The sequence below is a fragment of the Citrobacter sp. C1 genome (genome assembly GCF_014596895.2).
Classification (GTDB): Bacteria; Pseudomonadota; Gammaproteobacteria; order Enterobacterales; family Enterobacteriaceae; genus Citrobacter; species Citrobacter gillenii.
Map to the genome: position 1 here is coordinate 1674530 of NZ_CP115035.1, position 21312 is coordinate 1695841.

Annotated in this window: 20 protein-coding genes; 10 read left to right on the forward strand and 10 right to left on the reverse strand. The window is 55.5% G+C overall.

The window, feature by feature from the left end:
• Nucleotides 1-96: 96 nt before the first annotated feature.
• Both nuoM and nuoN read left to right on the forward strand, forming a co-directional pair.
• On the forward strand, nucleotides 97-1626 hold the full coding sequence (nuoM, locus tag IB214_RS08120; protein WP_117343410.1) for an NADH-quinone oxidoreductase subunit M: 1530 nt from the start codon (nucleotides 97-99) through the stop codon (nucleotides 1624-1626).
• A 6-nt stretch (nucleotides 1627-1632) separates the two neighbouring features.
• Complete coding sequence (gene nuoN / locus IB214_RS08125) at nucleotides 1633-3090, forward strand: NADH-quinone oxidoreductase subunit NuoN (RefSeq protein ID WP_115257911.1); 1458 nt, start codon at nucleotides 1633-1635, stop codon at nucleotides 3088-3090.
• A gap of 58 nt (nucleotides 3091-3148) precedes the next feature.
• On the opposite strand, the gene IB214_RS08130 is transcribed toward nuoN, so the two are convergent.
• Nucleotides 3149-4153 carry a chemotaxis protein gene (locus tag IB214_RS08130; protein WP_096756379.1) on the reverse strand — a complete coding sequence of 335 codons (1005 nt, stop codon included), beginning with the start codon at nucleotides 4151-4153 and terminating at the stop codon, nucleotides 3149-3151.
• Nucleotides 4154-4217: 64 nt separating this feature from the next.
• Entirely contained in the window at nucleotides 4218-5135 is a 918-nt protein-coding gene (rbn, locus tag IB214_RS08135) for a ribonuclease BN (RefSeq protein WP_117343411.1), read from the reverse strand.
• A gap of 67 nt (nucleotides 5136-5202) precedes the next feature.
• Between rbn and IB214_RS08140 the strand changes: the two genes are divergently transcribed.
• The 8 genes from IB214_RS08140 (at nucleotide 5203) to menE (ending at nucleotide 13179) form a co-directional block, all read left to right on the forward strand.
• Entirely contained in the window at nucleotides 5203-5664 is a 462-nt protein-coding gene (locus tag IB214_RS08140; protein WP_117343412.1) for a GNAT family N-acetyltransferase, read from the forward strand.
• Nucleotides 5665-5717: 53 nt separating this feature from the next.
• The gene (gene elaB, locus IB214_RS08145) at nucleotides 5718-6023 is read left to right on the forward strand and encodes a stress response protein ElaB (protein ID WP_096756382.1); all 306 of its coding nucleotides are present in this window, start codon (nucleotides 5718-5720) and stop codon (nucleotides 6021-6023) included.
• Between the two features lie 104 nt (nucleotides 6024-6127).
• A complete protein-coding gene (gene menF, locus IB214_RS08150; protein ID WP_117343413.1) occupies nucleotides 6128-7426 on the forward strand; it encodes an isochorismate synthase MenF in 1299 nt (432 codons plus the stop codon).
• An 84-nt stretch (nucleotides 7427-7510) separates the two neighbouring features.
• Nucleotides 7511-9181, forward strand: a complete 1671-nt coding sequence (menD, locus tag IB214_RS08155) for a 2-succinyl-5-enolpyruvyl-6-hydroxy-3-cyclohexene-1-carboxylic-acid synthase (RefSeq protein ID WP_117343414.1) — start codon at nucleotides 7511-7513, stop codon at nucleotides 9179-9181.
• Nucleotides 9178-9936 (forward strand): 2-succinyl-6-hydroxy-2,4-cyclohexadiene-1-carboxylate synthase, encoded by a 759-nt coding sequence (gene menH, locus IB214_RS08160; protein WP_117343415.1) that lies wholly within the window; start codon nucleotides 9178-9180, stop codon nucleotides 9934-9936. The genes menD and menH overlap by 4 nt, the downstream gene beginning before the upstream one ends.
• A 14-nt stretch (nucleotides 9937-9950) precedes the next feature.
• Nucleotides 9951-10808 (forward strand): 1,4-dihydroxy-2-naphthoyl-CoA synthase, encoded by an 858-nt coding sequence (menB, locus tag IB214_RS08165; protein ID WP_096756386.1) that lies wholly within the window; start codon nucleotides 9951-9953, stop codon nucleotides 10806-10808.
• Nucleotides 10808-11770 carry an o-succinylbenzoate synthase gene (menC, locus tag IB214_RS08170; RefSeq protein WP_117343416.1) on the forward strand — a complete coding sequence of 321 codons (963 nt, stop codon included), beginning with the start codon at nucleotides 10808-10810 and terminating at the stop codon, nucleotides 11768-11770. Before menB ends, menC begins: the two co-directional genes overlap by 1 nt.
• A complete protein-coding gene (gene menE, locus IB214_RS08175; protein WP_117343417.1) occupies nucleotides 11767-13179 on the forward strand; it encodes an o-succinylbenzoate--CoA ligase in 1413 nt (470 codons plus the stop codon). Before menC ends, menE begins: the two co-directional genes overlap by 4 nt.
• Here the strand turns inward: menE and arnF are convergent.
• From arnF to nudI, 8 genes are all read right to left on the reverse strand, one after another.
• Nucleotides 13127-13525: a 4-amino-4-deoxy-L-arabinose-phosphoundecaprenol flippase subunit ArnF gene (gene arnF, locus IB214_RS08180; protein ID WP_117343418.1), complete on the reverse strand. Its 399-nt coding sequence runs from the start codon at nucleotides 13523-13525 to the stop codon at nucleotides 13127-13129. The two genes, menE and arnF, sit on opposite strands and share 53 nt — an antisense overlap.
• A complete protein-coding gene (arnE, locus tag IB214_RS08185; RefSeq protein WP_117343419.1) occupies nucleotides 13525-13860 on the reverse strand; it encodes a 4-amino-4-deoxy-L-arabinose-phosphoundecaprenol flippase subunit ArnE in 336 nt (111 codons plus the stop codon). The genes arnF and arnE overlap by 1 nt, the downstream gene beginning before the upstream one ends.
• Nucleotides 13857-15512 (reverse strand): lipid IV(A) 4-amino-4-deoxy-L-arabinosyltransferase, encoded by a 1656-nt coding sequence (arnT, locus tag IB214_RS08190; protein WP_117343420.1) that lies wholly within the window; start codon nucleotides 15510-15512, stop codon nucleotides 13857-13859. Before arnT ends, arnE begins: the two co-directional genes overlap by 4 nt.
• A complete protein-coding gene (arnD, locus tag IB214_RS08195) occupies nucleotides 15509-16411 on the reverse strand; it encodes a 4-deoxy-4-formamido-L-arabinose-phosphoundecaprenol deformylase (protein ID WP_117343421.1) in 903 nt (300 codons plus the stop codon). Before arnD ends, arnT begins: the two co-directional genes overlap by 4 nt.
• Nucleotides 16408-18390, reverse strand: a complete 1983-nt coding sequence (gene arnA / locus IB214_RS08200) for a bifunctional UDP-4-amino-4-deoxy-L-arabinose formyltransferase/UDP-glucuronic acid oxidase ArnA (RefSeq protein ID WP_117343422.1) — start codon at nucleotides 18388-18390, stop codon at nucleotides 16408-16410. The genes arnD and arnA overlap by 4 nt, the downstream gene beginning before the upstream one ends.
• On the reverse strand, nucleotides 18387-19370 hold the full coding sequence (gene arnC, locus IB214_RS08205) for an undecaprenyl-phosphate 4-deoxy-4-formamido-L-arabinose transferase (protein ID WP_117343423.1): 984 nt from the start codon (nucleotides 19368-19370) through the stop codon (nucleotides 18387-18389). The genes arnA and arnC overlap by 4 nt, the downstream gene beginning before the upstream one ends.
• A gap of 2 nt (nucleotides 19371-19372) precedes the next feature.
• On the reverse strand, nucleotides 19373-20512 hold the full coding sequence (arnB, locus tag IB214_RS08210) for a UDP-4-amino-4-deoxy-L-arabinose aminotransferase (RefSeq protein WP_117343424.1): 1140 nt from the start codon (nucleotides 20510-20512) through the stop codon (nucleotides 19373-19375).
• 288 nt (nucleotides 20513-20800) lie between these two features.
• A complete protein-coding gene (nudI, locus tag IB214_RS08215; RefSeq protein WP_117343425.1) occupies nucleotides 20801-21226 on the reverse strand; it encodes a nucleoside triphosphatase NudI in 426 nt (141 codons plus the stop codon).
• Nucleotides 21227-21312: the final 86 nt, after the last annotated feature.

The window sequence follows — 21312 nt, forward strand, 5'->3', positions numbered from 1 at the left end:
CGTACTGAAGTACGTGAGGATTGCGAGCACTGCCGGGATTTGGGCTGACGAGTGAGATAGCCTGAGCAGGAATAAATATAAGGGACATACTTAGCTATGTTATTACCTTGGTTGATATTAATCCCCTTTATCGGTGGTTTCCTGTGCTGGCAGACCGAACGCTTTGGCGTGAAGGTACCGCGCTGGATCGCGCTGATTACCATGGGACTGACGCTGGCGCTTGGCCTACAATTGTGGTTGCAGGGCGGCTATTCACTGACGCAATCCGCTGGTATTCCGCAGTGGCAGTCTGAGTTCGTCATGCCGTGGATCCCGCGCTTTGGCATCTCTATTCATTTAGCTATCGACGGTCTGTCGCTGCTGATGGTGGTGCTGACCGGTCTGCTCGGTGTTCTGGCGGTACTGTGTTCCTGGAATGAAATTGAAAAGTACCAGGGCTTCTTCCACCTGAACCTGATGTGGATCCTCGGCGGCGTGATCGGCGTGTTCCTGGCCATCGACATGTTCCTGTTCTTCTTCTTCTGGGAAATGATGCTGGTGCCGATGTACTTCCTGATCGCGCTGTGGGGGCATAAAGCGTCCGACGGTAAAACGCGTATCACGGCGGCCACCAAGTTCTTCATATATACCCAGGCGAGTGGTCTGGTGATGTTGATTGCCATCCTGGCGCTGGTATTTGTGCACTACAAAGCCACCGGTGTCTGGACCTTCAACTATGAAGAACTGCTGAACACACCGATGTCCCACGGCGTGGAATATCTGCTGATGCTGGGCTTCTTCATCGCCTTTGCGGTGAAAATGCCGGTGGTTCCGCTGCACGGCTGGTTGCCGGATGCGCACTCCCAGGCACCGACCGCAGGTTCCGTTGACCTGGCGGGGATTTTGCTGAAAACCGCGGCCTACGGTCTGCTGCGCTTCTCCCTGCCGCTGTTCCCGAACGCGTCTGCGGAGTTCGCACCTATCGCTATGTGGCTGGGTGTTATCGGTATTTTCTACGGCGCGTGGATGGCCTTTAATCAGTACGATATCAAGCGTCTGATTGCCTACACCTCCGTCTCGCACATGGGCTTCGTGTTGATTGCTATCTACACCGGTAGCCAGCTGGCGTACCAGGGTGCGGTTATCCAGATGATTGCGCACGGTCTGTCTGCGGCCGGCCTGTTCATTCTGTGTGGTCAGCTGTACGAACGTCTGCACACGCGTGATATGCGTATGATGGGCGGCCTGTGGGGCAAAATGAAATGGTTGCCTGCGCTGTCGATGTTCTTCGCGGTCTGTACGCTGGGTATGCCGGGAACCGGTAACTTCGTTGGCGAATTTATGATTCTGTTCGGCAGCTACCAGGTGGTTCCGGTCATTACCGTGATCTCGACCTTCGGTCTGGTGTTTGCCTCTGTTTACTCGCTGGCGATGCTGCATCGCGCTTACTTTGGTAAAGCGAAAAGCCAGATTGCCAGTGTTGAACTGCCAGGGATGTCGCTGCGTGAGCTGTTTATCATCCTGTTGCTGGTCGTGCTTCTGGTACTGCTTGGCTTCTATCCGCAGCCGATTCTGGATACCTCGCATTCTGCGATGAGCAACATCCAGCAGTGGTTTGTTAATTCCGTTACTACTACAAGGCCGTAAATCGCCATGACAATAACTCCACAACACCTGATTGCGCTGCTACCGCTGCTGATCGTCGGCTTGACGGTGGTGGTTGTGATGCTCTCCATTGCGTGGCGACGCAATCACTTCCTCAATGCCACGCTGTCGGTCATTGGGCTTAACGCCGCGCTGGTTTCGCTCTGGTTTGTTGGCCAGGCAGGCGCCATGGACGTCACCCCGCTGATGCGGGTTGACGGTTTCGCGATGCTCTACACCGGGATGGTCCTGCTGGCGAGCCTTGCTACTTGTACCTTTGCCTACCCATGGCTGGAAGGCTATGACGACAACCGGGAAGAGTTCTACCTGCTGGTGCTGATTGCCGCGCTGGGCGGGATTCTGCTGGCTAACGCTAACCATCTGGCGGCGTTGTTCCTCGGTATCGAACTGATCTCTCTGCCGCTGTTTGGTCTGGTGGGCTATGCGTTTCGTCAGAAACGCTCGCTGGAAGCCAGTATCAAATACACCATTCTGTCTGCCGCAGCGTCTTCATTCCTGCTGTTCGGTATGGCGCTGGTGTACGCGCAGTCCGGCAACCTGTCGTTCGTGGCACTCGGTAAGAGCCTCGGCGACGGTATGCTGAACGAACCGCTGCTGCTGGCAGGCTTCGGGATGATGATCGTCGGTCTGGGCTTTAAGCTCTCTCTGGTGCCGTTCCACCTGTGGACGCCAGACGTCTACCAGGGTGCTCCGGCTCCGGTGTCCACCTTCCTGGCGACGGCGAGCAAAATCGCTATCTTCGGCGTGGTGATGCGTCTGTTCCTGTACGCGCCGGTTGGCGACAGCGAAGCAGTACGTATTGTGCTGGGCGTGATTGCCTTTGCCTCTATCATCTTCGGTAACCTGATGGCGCTGAGCCAGACCAACATCAAGCGTCTGCTTGGTTATTCGTCTATCTCTCACCTTGGTTACCTGCTGGTGGCGCTAATTGCCCTGCAAAGTGGCGAGATGTCGATGGAAGCAGTAGGCGTGTACCTGGCTGGTTATCTGTTCAGCAGCCTCGGCGCATTCGGTGTGGTCAGCCTGATGTCCAGCCCGTATCGTGGTCCGGATGCGGATTCACTGTTCTCCTACCGTGGTCTGTTCTGGCATCGTCCGATCCTCGCGGCAGTGATGACGGTGATGATGCTGTCTCTGGCGGGTATCCCGATGACGCTGGGCTTTATCGGTAAGTTCTACGTGCTGGCCGTCGGTGTGCAGGCTAACCTGTGGTGGCTGGTTGCCGCCGTGGTGGTCGGTTCCGCGATTGGTTTGTACTACTACCTGCGCGTTGCCGTGAGCCTGTACCTGAGCGCACCGCAGCAACTGAATCGTGATGCACCGTCTAACTGGCAGTACAGCGCGGGCGGTATCGTGGTGCTGATCTCTGCACTGCTGGTGCTGGTGCTGGGTATCTACCCGCAACCGCTGATCAGCATCGTGCAGTTAGCGACGCCGCTGATGTAAGCGATACGCTAAAACGAAAAAACCCGCCGCGGCGGGTTTTTTTATGTGCTGAGTTCAGTCAGGCTGAAATCTGGCGGCTCACCAGTGGCCCATTAATGTCTTTCGCCGCGCGTTCCATCACTTCCTGGATTACGGAAGACAGCTCGTTGATCTCGAATTTTGCCACGTAGCCATCGGCCTTCACTCTGCGCACGTGATCTTCATTGGCGCTGCCGGAAAGGGACGAGTGGATGACGACCGGGATCTTCTTCAGGCGTTCATCGGTCTTAATCTTGCGGGTCAACGTAAAGCCGTCCATCTCCGGCATTTCCAGATCGGTAAGCACCAGCGCAATTTTCTCGCTGATGGGCTTGCCTTCCGCCTGCGCTTCCAGGGACAGCTGCTGAATTTTTTCCCACGCGTCTTTGCCGGTGACATGCATCTGGTGCGGAATGTTCATGGCGTTAAGCCCTTTTTCCAGCATCGCCCGGGCGACCTTGGAGTCTTCTGCCACAATCGCCACGGCACCTGGGGTGATATTGAATTTACTGGTCTCCAGGTGGGTGGCGCGCAGATCGTGGTTTGACGGCACAATGTCATACAGGATCTGTTCGACGTCGAGTACCAGCGCCAGGTTGTTGGTTTCTTTGTTGTCATCCAGACAGGCGATGCTGGTGATATAGCGACCGTTGACGGCTTTCTCGGCGGTATGCACCTGTTGCCAGTCCAGGCGCATAATGTTTTCCACTGATTCTACCGCAAACGCCTGCACGCTACGGGCGTATTCGGTGATCAGCAGGATGTTCAGTCCGGTCTCAGGCTTGCATCCGGCAACGGCGGGCAAGTCGATCACCGGGATCACCTGATCGCGAATGTTCACCATGCCCAGCAACGGGGCTTTCATGCCCGCCGGACGCGTAAATGCGGGCATGGGGACAATTTCGCGCAGCTTAAATACGTTGATGCCAAACAGCTCTGATTTCTGCTCATCCAGCGATGTGCCGAGGCGAAACAGCAGCAGTTCAAAGCGGTTAGACAGGGTTAGGTTTGTCCTGTCATCAATGTCTTTCTGAATATTATTCATCCTGTCCTCAGTGTGAACGCCAGCCTTTTCACTGTTATCGGCACTGAGGCGGAAAAATAGAGCGTTAAACCGTGAAAACGGCGAAATCGTGCGCCAGTTCGGTGTCCGCAAACAGCGCCCGGCACTCTTCGAGCAAACGTTGGCAGCCTTTTTCATCATAACGCGAGCTGACGTGAGTCATAATCAATCGACCCACACCTGCCTCCCGTGCCAGCATCGCAGCCTGGCGGGTGGAGCTGTGTCCCCGACTGTTGGCCTTTTCTTCCATCGAGGCGTCCAGCGTGGTTTCATGTACCATCACATCCACCCCTTTTGCCAGTTCGAGGGCGGAGGCGCACGGCGCGGTATCGCCAAATATCGCCACGGATTTGCCCGGAATCGCCGGGGCGAGAAAATCAGCACCGTTAAGGGAACGACCATCTTCCAGCACGACGGTTTTACCGGCTTTGAGATCCTGGAACCACGGCCCTGGCTTAACGCCCGCTGCCTTCAGCGCGCTGGCGTCAAGCGCACCGGGTTTGTCATGTTCCTCAACGCGAAAACCGTAGCATTCAAGCGGATGCGCCAGCGCGAAAGCCGTTACTTTACGCAGACCGTCGTCGAGAATTTCTCCGGCGGTAATTTCCACAATCTCCAGCGGATAATCGGTCCAGGAGCCGCTCAGGCGTAATGCAGTCTCGGTAAATTCACGTAACCCTTTTGGCCCGTACAGCGTCAACGGCTGGACGTTTCCGGCCATCGAGCGGCTGCACAGCAGTCCCGGCAGGCCAAAAAGGTGATCGCCGTGCAAATGGCTGATAAAAATACGATCGAGTTTTCCCGGATTGAATGGCGTGGTCAGCATCTGGTGCTGCGTTCCTTCGCCGCAATCGAAAAGCCACAATCCCGCCTGAGTAGGGTGTTGCAGATTGAGTAATATTGCCGTTACATTGCGGGAGCGCGTGGGGACACCCGCAGACGTGCCTAAAAAAATTAATTCCATCTTAGTATTACACTTTTCGCCGTCAATAAGGCAGGGTGTTCAGGTTATCACAACCAAGGGGCAGACAATGATTCACTGGCAAGATCTCCACCATACAGAACTGACCGTCCAGCAACTGTATGCCATTCTTCAGCTGCGCTGTGCGGTGTTTGTTGTTGAGCAACAGTGTCCATATCAGGATGTGGACGGCGATGACCTGACGGGTGAAAACCGACACCTTCTGGGATGGCATAATGATCGGCTGGTGGCGTATGCGAGGATTCTGAAAAGCGACGACGATCTCGAGCCGGTGGTTATCGGCCGGGTGATTGTCAGCGCTGCGTTACGCGGGGAAAAACTGGGGCAGCAGCTGATGACGCAGACGCTGGCATCCTGTGCTCAGCACTGGCCGCACAAGGCGTTGTATCTGGGCGCGCAGGCGCATCTGCAACCTTTCTACGAGCGCTTTGGTTTCGTTCCGGTGACGGATATCTATGATGAAGATGGTATTCCGCACATCGGCATGGCGCGTGAGGGACATCAAGCGTAAACAGCTCAGGTCGTCTATAGTTAGCGGGTACGTAAATAGAAAGGGAGAAAATAATGTCTTTTCATTCTTATGAATCACGTATTGATGATGACCTGGAATTACTCAGTGAAACGCTGGAAGAAGTGCTGCGCTCGTCGGGCGATCCTGCCGACCAGAAGTACCTGGAGTTAAAAGCGAAAGCCGAACAGGCGTTAGAAGAGGTGAGAAATCGCGTCAGCCACGCTTCGGACAGCTATTATTATCGCGCGAAAAAGGCCGTTTGCCGGGCAGATGACTATGTGCATGATAAACCGTGGCGCGGGATCGGCGTGGGTGCAACGGTCGGTTTAGTGATGGGTTTATTGTTAGCACGGCGATAAATTCGACACCTTCATCGCATTTGTCAGTACTCCCTAAACGGGGGTACTGCTTTTTCTCGTCAGTACCCCGTATAATGAGAGGTTTTTAACAGGGAGAGGTCTGCGTGCATTCAATTACTACTGCGCTGGAAAATCTGATGCGCCTTTTGACGCAAGAGATACCGGCAGCACCTGGCATTCGTATTTACGACATCCCTTTCCCTCTGAATGATGCTTTCGACGCTTTGGGCTGGCTGGCCAGTCAACCCGTCTGGCCGCAGTTTTACTGGCAACAGCGTAACGGTGATGAAGAAGCCGCCGTGCTGGGTGCCGTGGCAACGTTTTCCTCTCTGGCCGTCGCTCAGCAGTTTTTACACCAGCATGAAGACCATCCTGAACTGCGCATCTGGGGCCTGAATGCGTTTGAACCCCAGCGTGGCAATTTACTGCTACCTCGCCTGGAATGGCGGCGTTGCGCAGGCGTGGCAACCTTACGGTTACACCTGTATAGCGACGTGTCGCTGCAAGACGATGCCGTGCACGCGCGCGCCTTCCTTTCAACGCTTGCCAACGTGAAGCCGCTTCCCGCACTGCGCCTGAATTTAACCGCTGAGCAGCACTGGCCGGATAAAGCGGGCTGGACGCGCCTGATTGAACTGGCGACCCAAACCATTGCCGGGGAAGCGCTCGACAAAGTGGTGCTGGCGCGGGCAACCGATTTACAGTTCTCACAGCCGGTGAACGCCGCGTCGGTGATGGCCTCCAGTCGTCGCTTAAACCTTAACTGCTACCATTTCTTTATGGCGTTTTCCGCCGAGTGCGCTTTTTTGGGATCGTCTCCTGAACGTTTGTATCGGCGGCGTGACACGGCGCTGCGTACCGAAGCGCTGGCCGGAACCGTCGCTAATCATCCTGACGACCACCGGGCCTGGCAGCTCGGCGAGTGGCTGATGAAGGACGATAAAAACCAGCGTGAGAATATGCTGGTGGTGGAAGATATCTGTCAGCGACTGCAAAACTGTACGCAAACCCTCGACGTGCTGCCACCGCAGGTGCTCAGACTGCGCAAAGTGCAGCATCTGCGCCGCTGTATCTGGACTGCGCTGAATCAACCGGACGATACGCTTTGCCTGATGCAGCTCCAGCCGACCGCGGCAGTGGCGGGCATTCCGCGTGAACGGGCGCGCGCATTCATCCAGCATAATGAACCTTTTGAACGAGAATGGTATGCCGGCTCTGCGGGATATCTCTCCCTGCAGCAAAGTGAGTTTTGCGTGTCGCTACGTTCGGCGAAAATTAGCGGCAATGTGGTGCGCCTGTACGCTGGGGCCGGGATTGTACGCGGCTCCGATCCCGAACAAGAATGGCAGGAAATAGACAATAAAGCGGCGGGTTTACGTACTTTATTACAGATGGAAGCCTAATGAGTCACACATTATCGACTCATATCAAAAATCCATTTATTCGATTCTTTATACTGTGTCGCAATATTGATACCGGACAATCTTATGTCAGTAAGCGCATTTAACCGACGCTGGGCGGCGGTCATACTGGAAGCACTCACTCGCCACGGCGTCAGGCATGTTTGCATTGCGCCTGGCTCTCGTTCGACGCCATTGACGCTGGCCGCAGCGGAGAATTCTGCCTTTATCCACCATACCCACTTTGACGAGCGCGGGTTGGGGCATCTGGCCTTAGGTCTGGCCAAGGTCAGCCGGCAGCCGGTGGCGGTGATTGTGACCTCCGGTACGGCGGTAGCGAATTTGTATCCGGCGCTTATCGAAGCCGGTCTCACCGGTGAAAAACTGATTTTACTCACGGCGGACAGACCGCCTGAGCTTATCGACTGCGGGGCGAATCAGGCGATTCGTCAGCCGGGAATGTTTGCTTCTCATCCATCGCAAACGCTCTCTTTACCGCGTCCGACGCAGGACATTCCCGCCAGTTGGCTGGTTTCCACCCTCGATAATGCCATGGCTTCACTGCACAGCGGTGCGGTACACATTAACTGCCCGTTTGCGGAGCCGCTGTATGGCGAGATGGACGACACAGGCATTGAGTGGCAGCAGCGGCTGGGTGACTGGTGGCAGGATGATAAACCCTGGCTGCGCGAAGCGCGTCGGCTGGAAAGTGACAAACAGCGCGACTGGTTCTTCTGGCGGCAAAAGCGCGGCGTGGTGATTGCCGGGCGTATGACGGCGGAAGAGGGTAAGAAAGTTGCGCTGTGGGCGCAGACGTTAGGCTGGCCGCTGATTGGCGATGTGCTGTCGCAAACCGGACAGCCGCTGCCGTGTGCCGACCTGTGGTTGGGCAATGCGAAAGCGGTGACCGAATTACAGCAGGCACAGATTGTGGTGCAGTTGGGCAGCAGCCTGACCGGAAAACGTCTGTTGCAATGGCAGGCTACCTGTAACCCGCAAGAATACTGGATTGTCGACAATATCGAAGGACGGCTGGATCCCGCTCATCATCGTGGACGCAGGTTAGTCGCGAAGGTTAGCGACTGGCTGGATCTGCATCCGGCAGAGAAACGCCAGCCCTGGTGCGTCGATGTTCCACGCCTCGCGGAACAGGCGTGGCAGACGGTGGCAGCGCGTCGCGAGGCGTTTGGTGAAGCGCAGCTGGCGCACCGCATTCGCGAGTATCTGCCTGAACAGGGCCAGCTGTTTGTCGGCAATAGTCTGGTGGTACGTCTGATTGACGCACTGTCTCAGCTTCCGGCAGGGTATCCGGTGTACAGCAATCGCGGGGCCAGCGGTATCGACGGTCTACTGTCAACCGCGGCAGGTGTACAGCGAGCCAGCGCGAAATCGACGCTGGCCATCGTCGGCGACTTATCGGCGCTGTATGATCTGAATGCGCTGGCCTTATTGCGCCAGGTCTCCGCACCGTTTGTCCTGATTGTGGTGAACAATAACGGCGGGCAGATTTTCTCCCTGTTGCCGACACCGCAAAGTGAGCGTGAACGGTTCTATCTGATGCCGCAGAACGTCCATTTTGATCATGCGGCAGCGATGTTTAACCTAAAATATCACCGCCCGGAAAACTGGGAACAGCTGGAGAGCGCGCTGGCAGGAGCCTGGCGTACTCCGGCCGCCACGGTGATTGAGCTGGTGGTCAATGAGACTGACGGGGCGCAAACCCTGCAGCAGCTGCTGGCGCAGGTGAGTCATCTATGATCCTGCACGCGCAGGCGAACAAGGACCAGGCGGATGCCCCCTGGCTGGTTTTCCTGCACGGCTTCTCCGGCGATTGCCGGGAATGGCAGCTGGTCGGGGAGCAGTTTGCGGACTGTTCACGGTTGTATATTGATTTGCCCGGACACGGCGGTTCTGCGGATATTCACGTCAGCGGATTTGATGACGTCAGCGAACTGCTGCGTAATACTTTATTTAGTTACAACATACTTAGCTACTGGCTGGTGGGATATTCTCTTGGCGGCAGAGTGGCGATGATGGCGGCTTGCCAGGGGATGTCAGGGCTTTGCGGCCTGGTGGTCGAAGGCGGGCATCCGGGGCTGCAAAGTGAAGACGAGCGCGCGCAGCGTCGCCTGTCCGACGGTCGCTGGGCCGCACGTTTTCGCCACGAGCCGCTACGTGATGTTTTTAACGACTGGTACCAACAACCGGTTTTTGCCTCGCTAAGCCCTGCGCAACGGCAGGTGCTGGTTGAGCTGCGTAGCCAGAACAATGGCGTTACGCTTGCCGCTATGCTGGAGGCCACCTCGCTGGCGGGTCAACCCGATTTACGTGCGCCGCTCACCACGCGCACATTTCCGTTTTATTATTTATGTGGTGAACGTGACGATAAATTCCGCGCTCTGGCGACGGAAATGTCTGTACCGAACCATGTGATTCCTCACGCTGGACACAACGCGCATCGGGACAATCCCGCGGGCGTAGTAGACTGTCTGGCTCAGATTCTGCGTCGCTGACTAAAGGACATTTTATGATCTATCCTGATGAAACAATGCTTTACGCACCGGTAGAATGGCTCGATTGCTCTGAAGGCTATACCGACATTCGCTATGAAAAATCCACCGACGGTATTGCAAAAATCACCATCAATCGTCCGCAGGTACGCAATGCTTTCCGTCCTGTAACCGTCAAAGAGATGATTCAGGCGATGTCTGATGCGCGCTATGACGACAATATCGGCGTGATTATCCTGACCGGCGCAGGCGACAAAGCGTTCTGCGCGGGCGGCGATCAGAAAGTACGCGGCGACTACGGCGGATACCAGGATGACTCCGGTGTACATCACCTGAACGTGCTGGACTTCCAGCGTCAGATCCGTACCTGTCCGAAGCCGGTTGTGGCGATGGTTGCGGGTTATTCCATCGGTGGTGGCCATGTGCTGCACATGATGTGTGACCTGACTATCGCGGCTGAAAACGCCATCTTTGGTCAGACAGGCCCGAAAGTGGGGTCCTTTGACGGCGGTTGGGGTGCGTCTTATATGGCCCGTATCGTTGGTCAGAAGAAAGCGCGTGAAATCTGGTTCCTGTGTCGTCAATACGATGCGAAACAGGCACTGGATATGGGCCTGGTCAACACCGTGGTTCCGCTGGCGGATCTGGAAAAAGAGACCGTGCGCTGGTGTCGTGAAATGCTGCAAAACAGCCCAATGGCGCTGCGCTGCCTGAAAGCGGCGCTGAACGCCGACTGCGATGGTCAGGCGGGTCTGCAGGAACTGGCCGGTAACGCCACCATGCTGTTCTACATGACGGAAGAAGGTCAAGAAGGCCGTAATGCGTTCAACCAGAAACGTCAGCCTGACTTCAGCAAATTCAAACGGAATCCGTAATGCGTAGCGCGCAGGTATACCGCTGGCAGATCCCCATGGACGCGGGGGTGATTTTGCGTGACAGGCGGTTAAAAACGCGTGATGGGCTGTACGTATGTCTTCGTGACGGCGAGCGTGAAGGGTGGGGAGAGATCTCCCCCTTGCCGGGCTTCAGCCAGGAAACCTGGGAAGAGGCGCAAACGGCTCTGTTGGCCTGGGTAAACGGCTGGCTGAAGGGGGAAACCTCTTTACCACAGCTGCCTTCGGTGGCTTTTGGTGCTAGCTGCGCACTCGCCGAGCTTGACGGGACATTGCCGGAGGCGGCGAATTATCGCGCCGCGCCATTGTGTACCGGCGACCCTGACGATCTGGTGCTGCAACTGGCGGACATGCCGGGCGAAAAAGTCGCGAAGATCAAAGTTGGCCTGTATGAAGCTGTACGTGACGGCATGGTGGCCAACCTGCTGCTGGAGGCGATCCCCGATCTGCATTTACGTCTTGATGCTAACCGTGCCTGGACGCCACTGAAGGCGCAGCAGTTTGCTAAATACGTCAATCCGGATTATCGCGGGCGCATTGCTTTCCTCGAAGAGCCGTGCAAAACCCGTGATGATTCTCGCGCCTTTGCGCGGGAAACCGGGATTGCCATTGCCTGGGATGAAAGCCTGCGTGAAGCCGACTTTACCTTTATGGCGGAAGAAGGCGTGAGTGCGGTGATCATCAAGCCTACGCTCACCGGTAGTCTGGATAAGGTTCGCGAGCAGGTTGCAGCCGCGCATGCGCTCGGACTCACTGCGGTAATCAGTTCGTCTATTGAGTCAAGCCTGGGGTTAACCCAACTGGCGCGGATTGCCGCCTGGCTGACGCCGCAGACCATACCGGGTCTGGACACGCTGAGCCTGATGCAGTGCCAGCAGGTTCGCAGCTGGCCCGGCAGTGTGCTGCCATGTATTAACGTGGATGCGCTGGAACGACTGCTATGACCATGCAGGACATGCCCGATGTCACAAGCATATCGGGTCTGGTGACGGCGTTTACCGACTGGCCGTGGCGTCACTGGCGGCAAGTTCGGGCAGAGGCGCCAGCGTTACGCCTCAATGATGAGGTGCTGAACTGGCGCGAGCTCTGTACGCGCGTCGACGCGCTGGCCACGGGGTTTGCCGCTCAGGGGGTGAAAGAGGGCGACGGCGTGCTGCTGCGTGCCTGGAATCACCCTTCGTCTGCGCTTGCCTGGCTGGCATTGTTGCAGTGCGGGGCGCGGGTGTTACCGGTGAACCCGCAGCTGCCGCAGCCTCTGCTGGATGCGTTGATCCCTGATTTAACGCTGCGTTTTGCGCTGGATCTGCAAAGCAATGACCCCTTTTCGGGGCTGATGCCGCTGCAGATCCAGCAACTGTCTGGCGAGCATGCAGCCGACTGGCTGCCTCTGCGATTGAGTTCAATGACACTCACATCCGGTTCAACCGGGTTGCCTAAGGCAGCGGTGCATACCTGTCAGGCACATTTGGCGAGTGCGCAGGGGGTGCTGTCATTAATGCCGTTTGGCACAGAGGATGACTGGCTGCTCTCGCTACCGCTGTTTCATGTTTCCGGTCAGGGTATTTTGTGGCGCTGGTTATTGGCCGGTGCGCGCATGACCGTGCGTGACAAGCAACCGCTGGAACAGATGCTGGCGGGCTGCACTCATGCCTCGCTGGTACCGACGCAGCTTTGGCGATTACTGGGAAACAACGCACCGATCACGTTGAAAGCGGTACTGCTGGGGGGCGCGGCCATTCCGGTTGAGCTGACCGAGCAGGCGCGTGAGCAGGGGATTCGCTGCTGGTGCGGTTACGGGCTGACGGAGTTTGCTTCCACGGTTTGCGCGAAAGAGGCCGATGGCCTGGGCGATGTCGGCTCTGCCTTGCCGGGCAGAGAGGTCAGGATCGTGGATGATGAAGTCTGGCTGCGCGCTGCCAGCATGGCGTCAGGTTACTGGCGCAACGGGCAGCTTATTCCGCTGGTTAATGGCGAAGGCTGGTTTGCTACCCGCGATCGCGGGGTGTTAAACGACGGTAAGCTCACGATTGTCGGTCGCATGGACAACCTGTTCTTTAGCGGCGGGGAAGGTATTCAGCCGGAAGAGGTGGAACGCGTGATCGCCGCCCATCCGCACGTGCTGCAAGCCTTTGTTGTTCCGCTGGAAGACCATGAGTTTGGCCATCGTCCGGTGGCGGTCGTTGAATACGATACCCGTGCGGATGACGCCAATCTTGCTGAATGGGTTAAAGATAAACTGGCCCGTTTTCAACAACCGGTACGCTGGCTGGAATTACCGCCAGAGCTGAAAAGTGGCGGTATTAAGGTTTCTCGCCGCGCATTGCTGGACTGGGTCCGAGAAAAATCGTCATAAGCCCTGCCATAATGCACAGCACGCCGATGAGCGCCCGCCATGAAAATGAACCCTGCCAGCCAGGTAAGAACATTGAGGCGAGCCACACCAGTACGTAGCTGAGGCTGAGCAGGGCGTAGGCCTTGCTCAGTGCCAGTCGGTGCAGGGCCTGGTGCCAGCAGATAACCGACAGTAAATACCCCACCAGTCCCGCGTACAGCGTTAACGTCCCGACGCTTGCGGAAAATATCGCTTCCATAAATCGCAACGGATGCAGTATCGGCGGCAGATTGTCCATCGCGTAGCCGAGACTCAACTGAGCCAGCGAAGTAATCATGACGCTGCATAGCCCCCAGAATATCCCCATTACACCGCGCTCCCGAGAATAAAAATACCGGTGATAATCAGCCCCACGCCCAGCCAATGGCGCTTAGTGACGGACTCTCGCCAGATTTTCCAGGCTGCCAGCGTGACCCAGACAAAGTTAAGGCTCAGCATGGGGTAAGCGATGCCGACGGGAATGTTTTGCAATACCGCCAGCCACAGCAACATGGCCAGACCGAGGCTTGCCAGAGCCAGACCAATCCACAGCGTAATGTGGCGTTTGCGCGCGCGGATGGCCACCGGGCGGGTGGCCTGCTTCTGGCACAGTTGCCCACCTACGCTGAGCAGACTGGCGAGGACTAACGCCAGCCAGATCATTGGGGCCGGTACTGAATCAAGACCAGACGCCCCTGATTATCAACGTAATCCGCGGGGGGAATGGCAAGTTGGGTCATATCCTGATCCTTCGAAATCGACAGCACCAGCGTAATAATACCCTCCTGGCGATGTTGGGCTAACCAGTCGGGAAAGCCAGTCTGACTGACAAAGCGGCCCTGGGCATCGGGATAATTCAGGCCATATTTTAGCTCGCCCATTTGCCCGTACAGGATGATGTCATCGCGTTTCAGGCTCCAGGCCAGACCTGCGGCGACGCCAACGTTGTCCGCAAGCACGTAGCGACTCGGTTGTAACACCTCTTTGGTCATTTCAACAAAAAACTGCGGTTGTTTCGCTTCCATGACCCTGTCGGGTATCGCGTATCCAAACAACAGCACCAGCCCCAATGGGCAGAATGCGGCATATTTCCAAGTTTTTTGGCTATTGGTCAGCGTATACCAGCCAAAAAAAGTCCAGATGAGAAAGATGCCCCACGAATAAAAAACCTTATAAGTTTCGATATGCGTCCACACAGGAGACGGCAGCGGCCCCAGTGTAGACACCACAAAGGTGGCGACAATGCCGATCACCCCAAACAGAATGTTGATCCCGCCATTGACGCGCAGGGCAACGGATCCTTCCTTGGCCGCCTGCACACCGAAACGCGCGATGAGGAGAGCCAGCGGCGCGAAGCAGGAAAGAATATAGGTGGGGAGTTTTCCTTTGGCGATGCTGAAAAACACAATCGGCATGATAATCCAGCCCAATAGGTACAGCGCACCTCGCGGGATATCCCGCTCACGCCAGCCTGTTCGCAGCGCGCCAGGCAGAAGGCCAAGCCAGGGCAAACAGCCCGCGATAAGGACGGGCAGGTAGTACCAGAACGGAGCTTTATGCTGGGCATCCGCCAGTGCGAAACGCTGAATATGTTCGACCCAGAAAAAGTAATGCCAGAAGTCAGGTTCGCGTTGTGCAATGGTGATTCCCCACGGCAGGACAATAGCAATACAACCGACCACCGCCAGCAGACCGTAGAGAAAGAGATCTTTCCATCGTTTTTGTACTAATACCCACGGCAGCACGCTGAGAACCGGGACCGCCAGTGCGAGAAAACCTTTGGTTATCACCCCCATGCCGCAGGCCAGCCCCAACAGCAAAAAGGCGATGATTTTGCCGGTTTTAGTGGTGGCCTGTATGCCTTGCCAAAAACAGCACATGCCCACCATCAGCCACAGGGCGATGATAGGATCGAGAACTGCGTAGGTGCCGATGCTGTAAACGGAAAAAAACGTTAAGAAAATTACTGAGGAGAGTATGGCGGTGCGTTTATCCTGCCAGAGTCGCATGGCAAGCCAGGCCACCAGTAGCGCGGTGAGTAGGGTGGCAAAAATAGCGCCCGCCCTGACGCCAAAATTGTTTGCACCAAATAACCACTGCCCGATACTGTTTAACCAGTATCCGGCAATCGGTTTTTCAAAATAGCGTAACCCGAGAAAGTGCGGGACTATCCAGTCGCCCGAGCTGAGCATTTCCCGGCTAATTTCCGCGTAGCGCGTTTCGTCAGGCTGCCACAGCAGGCGGCTATTGATGGGAACAATATAATACAGCGCAATAAAGGCGATAAACGCCACGGTATAACGTAGAGATTTCATCGTGACACACTCACCGGGTACTGACAGCCGAGCCATCCCTCTCTGCCGGGTATTTTGCCGCGAACGACCTGGCCTGTTGGTAGCGTAGTGATATCGTCTGGCAGGAGCTCACCAAGCGGGCAAAACGTAATGCCCGCATCAGCGGCTCGAGTCAGCAAGTCATCAAAATCGTGATGGCAGGCGATCCCTTCAACTTCCGCATGAATGGTGTACACCGGCGTTGCTGTGTTCATCAGTATGTGGGAGAGGATCCAGGCATTGAAGTCGACAGCCTGCACTTCCCGGCCAATCACTTCATCCCAGGTCGGTAAAGTGACGGGAATCTGCGGCGTGCCGGCTTTCCCCGTCGCAAGCAGCGGGCGAAATAGTGAAGAGCCCCGACAATCGCTGTTGTAGCGTAGGTTAAAGGCTTCTTTGGCGTGGACGATGCGTTCGTCAGCACGCCATCCGGCAGCGGCTGAGCAGGTGACAGGCTGTCCGGTGATGGCCTCAAGCACGGTAATACCTTGAGAAATATCATCAATCAGCTGTTTGTCATTCCAGGTGCCACTTCGCGCCTGCCAGGCATGGTGATCCCAGGCGTGCAGGCCGGTTTCGTGAACCCGGGCGGCTTGCGCAATAATGGCGGCATTCGCGTGGCCTATTTCTTTTCCTGGCCACGCGGTCCCGGCCAGTAAAATATCCCACCCGTAGAGAGAGACTGCGTTTGAGCGCAGCATCTTCCACAAAAATTGCGGTTTCACCAGACGCCAGAGATGGCGTCCCATGTTGTCAGGTCCAACGCTAAAGAAAAAACTTGCCCGAACGTTATGTCGGTTTAATGTCTCCAGCAGGCGGGGCACGCCTTCGCGCGTCCCCCTGAAGGTATCGACATCAATGCGCAAGCCTACTTTGGTCATGATGTGTGTTCCGTGATATCCACGCTGCGTAAGAAGAAATCGAGCGTCTCTTCTACCGTTTCCCGCATGTCGATGGTCGGTTCCCAGTTCAGGCAGCGTCGGGCATTAACAATACTCGGTTTACGGTGCTCAACGTCCTGATAACCTTTGCCATAGTAGCTGCTGCTTTCAACGTCACGGAAGCCGGCGAACGGCGGAAAGCGCTGACGCAGTGGATGTTTTTCAAAGCAGCTCAGCAGCATTTCTGCCAGTTCCTGAATGCTGGCTTCGTTATCCGGGTTACCGATGTTGATAATCTCGCCGTCACAGCGTCCGCCGGCGTTTTCTATGATGCGGAACAGCGCCTCGATACCGTCGCGAATATCAGTAAAGCAACGCTTCTGCTTACCACCTTCAATCAGCTTAATCGGCGAACCTTCCACCAGATTGAGGATCAACTGAGTAATGGCGCGTGAGCTACCGATACGGGCAGCGTTCAGGCTGTCGAGACGCGGCCCCATCCAGTTAAATGGACGGAACAGCGTGAAGCGCAGTCCTTCTTTTTCGCCGTACGCCCAAATAACGCGATCCAGAAGCTGCTTAGAAACGGAATAGATCCAACGCGGCTTATTGACCGGGCCGACGGTAAGGTTTGAGCTGTCTTCATCAAAGACCTTATCGCCACACATGCCGTACACTTCGGACGTTGACGGGAAAATAATGCGTTTCTGGTATTTCACGCAGTAGCGAATGATTTTCAGGTTTTCTTCGAAATCGAGCTCAAAGACACGCAGCGGATTGCGGGTGTATTCAATCGGCGTGGCAATCGCCACCAGCGGCAGCACGACGTCGCATTTTTTTACATGGTATTCAATCCATTCAGAATGAATACTGATGTCGCCTTCGACAAAATGGAAGCGAGGGTGTGACAAAAAACGTCCAATCGCATCGCTGCCGATATCCAGCCCATAAACCTCGTAGTTATCTTCCTGCAGCAGACGTTCGGTCAGGTGGTTACCGATGAAACCGTTCACGCCGAGGATCAGGACACGCGTGCGACGTTTGCTGGCGGAAACCTGCTGGCCGTTCAGGCGAGACCCCACCACCAGACCCAGAACCTGCGCCAGCTGTGAACCTTGCATGGCAATGCCATCGCCCGCTTGCCCGGTAATGATTTCAAGTGCGCCATCGGCACAGGCTATTTGCAATGGCGATGCGCTTATCACGGTGCCCGGTTGTGCGCCGATGGTATTCGTACACGGGCGTGATGACCAGACGGTAAATTTTTGTGTTCCTGCATAGCTAAACGCGCCAGGCCAGGGATCGGAGACGGCACGTACCTGGTTATGCAGTTGCGTTGCGGGATTGTTCCAGTCGAGGAGGCTGTCATCCGGCGTGCGGCGACCAAAATAGGTTGCATCGGCTTCCTGCTGGTGGCGCTGCTGAAAGTCAGCCGTTTTGATAGCAGGCAGCGTTTGTTCCAGCATTTGGCGGGCCGTCTGGCACAGTTTATGATGCAACGTTAATGCCACGTCATCGGGTGAAATAGCCACACGCTGTTGTGCGACAATCTCCCCGGCATCTGCGCGTTTGACCATACGGTGAAGCGTGACGCCCGTTTCCGTTTCGCCATTGACCAGCACCCAGTTCAGCGGGGCGCGACCACGATATTTCGGCAGCAGCGAGCCGTGCAGGTTGAATGCGCCCACAGGTGCGAGGCGAAGAATCTCATCGCTGAGTAAATGGCGATAGTAGAACGAAAAAATGACCTCAGGGGCGAGCTGGCTGATGCGCTCAACCCACAATGGATGATTGACGTTGTCTGGGGCATAGACCGGGATCCCTGCGCTGGCCGCAAGCCGGGAAACAGAGCCAAAAAACGCATTTTCACCGGGATTATCGGTGTGTGTGAAAATAGCAGCGATGTCATAACCCGCATCCAGCAAAGCTTGAATTCCCTGACATCCCATATCGTGATAAGCAAATACGACGGCTTTCATGCGTGGTTTTCCTCGTTTGACTGCGTGGTGTGTGGACGAATAACGTGTTGAACAAAGTAGCGGGGGCGGGCGCGGACATCGTTATAGATGCGACCGATATATTCGCCGAGTAAACCCATACCAATGAACTGTGCGCCGATAAACGTAAACAGCACGGCAAACAGCATAAAGACCCCCTCAGCTGCCCACTGCGGACCCAGCGTCAGGCGAAGAGCGACCAGCAGAACGGACAGGGTGAAACCCGTGGCGGCAATCACGCTGCCCAGCAGGCTCAGCATGCGCAGCGGCGTGGTGGTCAGGCAGGTCACCAGGTCATACATCAGGTTAATCAAACGCATAAAGCTGTACTTAGAGTCGCCAAATTCACGCTCTGCATGGTGCACTGGGATTTCCGTCGCGCGACGGGCAAAGATGTTGGCAAGAATGGGAATGAAGGTGCTGCGCTCCTGGCAATGCAGCATGGCATCAACGATATGACGGCGATAGGCGCGTAGCATGCAGCCATAATCCCCCATCGCTTTACCGGTGGTACGTTGAATCAAATGGTTGATCATCCTCGAGGCCGTCTTACGAAAGATGCTGTCTTGCCTGTTTTGGCGCACCGTTCCGACCACGTCGAAGCCCTGGTCTGCGGTGGCGACCAGACGAGGGATCTCCTCTGGTGGGTTCTGCAAGTCTGCATCCAGCGTGATGACCAAATCACCGGTGACGTGGCTGAAACCGGCCATAATCGCCGAGTGCTGCCCGTAATTGCGATTCAGCAGAATAGAGACAATATGGCTGTTGTGGGCCTGTGAGGCATCCATCATCAACTGTGCGGAATTGTCGCTGCTGCCGTCATCGATCAGCAGGATTTCATAGTCTTTCCCCAGTTTTTCGCAGGCGGCACAGGTACGTCTGATTAACTCCGGCAGACTTTCCTGTTCGTTAAAAACGGGAATGACTACCGAGACTTTTTTAATCGGTGTGGCTTCAAACATGGTCATTGTCCTGCTATCCGGCGAAGTGCCGTGATGACGCGCTGGGTATCGTCGGCGGTCATGTCGGGAAATAAAGGCAGTGAACAGATGCGGGCGCTATTCCATTCTGTGTTGGGGAGCGACAGTGTGGGGAAGCGTTCGCGATAATACTTTTGCGTGTGCGCCGCGCGAAAATGCAGACCGGTACCGATACCTTCAGCCTTCAGTGCTTCCATTAAGGCGTCCCGACTCAGGCCGCAGCGTGCCTCGTCAACACGAATAATAAACAGATGCCAGGCGTGACCGTGCGACCATTGCGGCAAGCTCAACGGCTGAAAAGGCGTATCTGCCAGCGCGTGCTGATAGTGGTGCGCAATTTCAGCGCGACGTGCATTTATTCGACCCAGTTTATCCAGTTGTGCCAGGGCGATGGCAGCATTGATATCGGTCAGGTTGTACTTGTACCCCGGGGTTATAACTTCCGCCTGCGGTGCACGACCAAAGGTTTGCCGGTCATAGGCATCCACGCACAGACCGTGGAATTTCAGACTACGCAGACGTTGCGCGAGCGCACTGTCGTCGGTCACGATCAGTCCACCTTCCGCGCAGGTAACATTTTTGATGGCGTGAAAGGAGAAAATCGCCGTACCGCGGGCGCCAACATGACGGCTCTGGTATAAGGTTCCCACCGCATGTGCGGCGTCTTCGATGACCGGGATGCCATAACGTTCGCCGATGGCGTAAATCGCATCAAGATCGGCAGGAGCGCCGGCGTAATGCACCGGAATAATTGCTTTGGTTCGTGGAGTGATGGCCGCTTCGATTTGTTCGGGAGTGACCATCAGCGTATCGCGGTCGACATCGATCATCACCGGCGTCGCACCCAACAGGACAATCATATTGATCGTGGAAACCCACGTCATCGACGGGGTGATCACCTCATCACCTGCGGCTACGTCCAGCGCCATCAGCGTGATGTGCATACCTGCTGTAGCTGAGCAGACGGCAACGGCATGTTGGTTTCCCGTCAGCCGACAGAATGCCTCTTCCAGTTGCTGATTTTTAGGGCCGGTGGTTATCCATCCTGAGTCCAGAACGGTTTTGACGGCGGCAAGCTCTTCAGTACCGAAGGCCGGGCGAGAGAAAGGCAAAAAGTCAGACATCATTATTCCTTCAAGCCATTAAACGCCATCGCATATTTATTAGGATGATAAATAGAGGTGTCGTTAATTATTTCATCAGGCTGCAAAGATTAATGATTGAAGGTTAATTTATCCTTAAGAGTTTAAGGTTGAGAAATAATGTGGAGTGTTTTGATTTTTGTGATTATCTATTTGAAAGTGAAATGTTTTTATATTTTATTTTTCGTCGCGAGCTACCGACATTACTCCATTTTATTAAAAAATTAAGCAATGCCGGTACACATACAGCCAATTTCATCGTGACAAAAACTACAGTAGTCCTTTCAGTTTTAACGTTTTTTGGGTGGCGACGTTTAAGTCGTAATGGGCGAGGTCCTGCGGTTTAACCCAGGCGAAGTCCTGAAACTCTTCGTTAATCTTCACCTCACGATTGGCTGAAACACAATCGAAGATCAGATAAATCATGTAGATCTCTTCCTGGCGACCATCAGCATAGGTTTTGGTGCGGATATCATCACTAAAGGTCCACGGAGTTATCTCTGTGAGCACCAGCTGCTCGCCCAATTCTTCGCGCACTTCCCGACGCAAGGCCTCTTCGATACGTTCTCCTGGCTCAACGCCGCCACCTGAAAGTGCCCATTGACCGGGGAACACGCCGCGATCGTCGGCCATTTTGCACAGTAAATAACACCCTTCATTTTGAATTAATGGGCAAACAATCGTTCTTTGACGCATAAGTCTGTTCCTTAGTGTGTCTGTTCAGTGAGTCCATCTTTCACTCATCTTACCTGTTACCAGACGCAGAAAAAATGCGGCCAGGC